The following is a 1,510-nucleotide window of genomic DNA, read 5'->3' on the forward strand; positions in this document are numbered from 1 at the left end:
TGTCCGTCGTCAGATGATTTGAGACGGTTTGGGCTGCTCAGGAACGGAGGCTCTGGTCCATCTGGGTTGAGAGGTTAGGCGGCCTGCGCGTGATGGCGCAAGCGGCGATCGATGAGGGTCTGACGCTTGATCCGGGCCCGTGCCTGCAGGATAGCCTCGCTGCGGCCAAAGTAGACGTCGGCAGGGGTGAGGTTGCCGAGGCTCTCGTGAGCGCGGGCATGGTTGTAGTGCTCGACGAAGACGGCGATACGCGCCTCCAACTCGCCTGGCAGGTAGGCGTGTTCGAGCAGGATGCGGTTCTTGAGCGTCTGGTGCCAGCGCTCGATCTTGCCCTGCGTCTGCGGATGGCGGGGCGCACCGCGGATGTGGGTCATGCCCCGGCTGCCGAGCCAGTCGGCCAGATCGCCAGCGACGTAGCTCGATCCATTGTCGGTGAGCAGCCGTGGTCGGTGCACCGCCTGCACGTGATCGAGTTCGGCTGCCGCCAACGCGAGATCAAGCGTGGCGGTGACGTCGCTGGCCTGCATCGTTGTGCACAGCTTCCACGCCACGATGTAGCGTGAGAAGTCATCGAGAATGGTCGAGAGGTAGTACCAGCCCCATCCGACGACCTTCAGGTAGGTGAAGTCCGTCTGCCAGAGCTGGTTGGGCGCAGTGGTCTTGTCGCGGAACTCGTCGGCTGCCTTGACGACGATGTAGGCTGGGCTGGTGATCAGGTCCTGGGCCTTGAGCAGGCGGTAGACGGTCGCCTCGGAGACGAAGTACCGCCGCTCGTCGGTGAAGCGCACCGCCAACTCACGCGGGCTGAGTTCCGGCTCCTCCAGCGCGAGGGTGACGATCTGCTCGCGAATCTCTGTCGGCAACCGGTTCCAGACCCGGCTGGGCCGCGAGGGGCGATCAGCCAGGGCCTCGGGGCCGCCGCGCTGATAGGCGTCGTACCACCGGTAGAACGTTGCCCTGGTGATGCCGAGCTTCTCCAGGGTGACGCGCACCGGCAGGTGGGATTGCTCGACCAGCCGGATGATCTCCAGCTTCTCGGAGGCCGGGTACCTCATGCCGCGTCGCCCCCAGCCCCGCTCATGCTTTTTTTGAGCAGACGGTTTTCCAGGAGGAGGTCGGCCACGACCTCCTTCAGAGCGCCTGCCTCGCGGCGCAGATCCTTGACCTCGTCGGCGGTCGCCGCACGGGCGGTGTCGCCGGCCAGCCGCTTCTTGCCGGCTTCCAGAAACTCCTTGGACCAGCCGTAGTACATCGAGCTGGCAATGCCCTCGCGCCGGCACAGCTCGGCGATGCTGTCCTCGCCGCGCAGGCCCTCCAGTACGATGCGGATCTTCTCTTCGGACGAGAACTGCCGACGCGTGGCCCGGCGGATGTCCTTGATTACGGCTTCTGCCGGCTTCCGTGCCGGCCCGGATGGCTGCTTCATCTTCGCTCCTGGGGGCTACGATGAACCAGCCATCCTCCGTTCGTGAAGGCCCTCAATCTGTCTCAAAAGTGCTGACGCCGGACA

Annotated in this window: 1 protein-coding gene; it reads right to left on the reverse strand. The window is 65.1% G+C overall.

Features of this window, described 5'->3' with window-relative positions; translation table 11 throughout:
- Positions 1-74: 74 nt before the first annotated feature.
- Positions 75-1,426 (reverse strand): IS3-like element ISMch3 family transposase gene (locus tag AAHG03_RS27015; protein ID WP_076611538.1). Its coding sequence is split into 2 segments (ribosomal slippage): positions 75-1,088 and positions 1,091-1,426, totalling 1,350 coding nucleotides; the frame shifts between segments, so codons are not numbered across the junction.
- Between the last annotated feature and the right edge of the window lie 84 nt (positions 1,427-1,510).

This window comes from Methylorubrum subtropicum (assembly GCF_038442325.1).
Classification (GTDB): domain Bacteria; phylum Pseudomonadota; class Alphaproteobacteria; order Rhizobiales; family Beijerinckiaceae; genus Methylobacterium; species Methylobacterium subtropicum.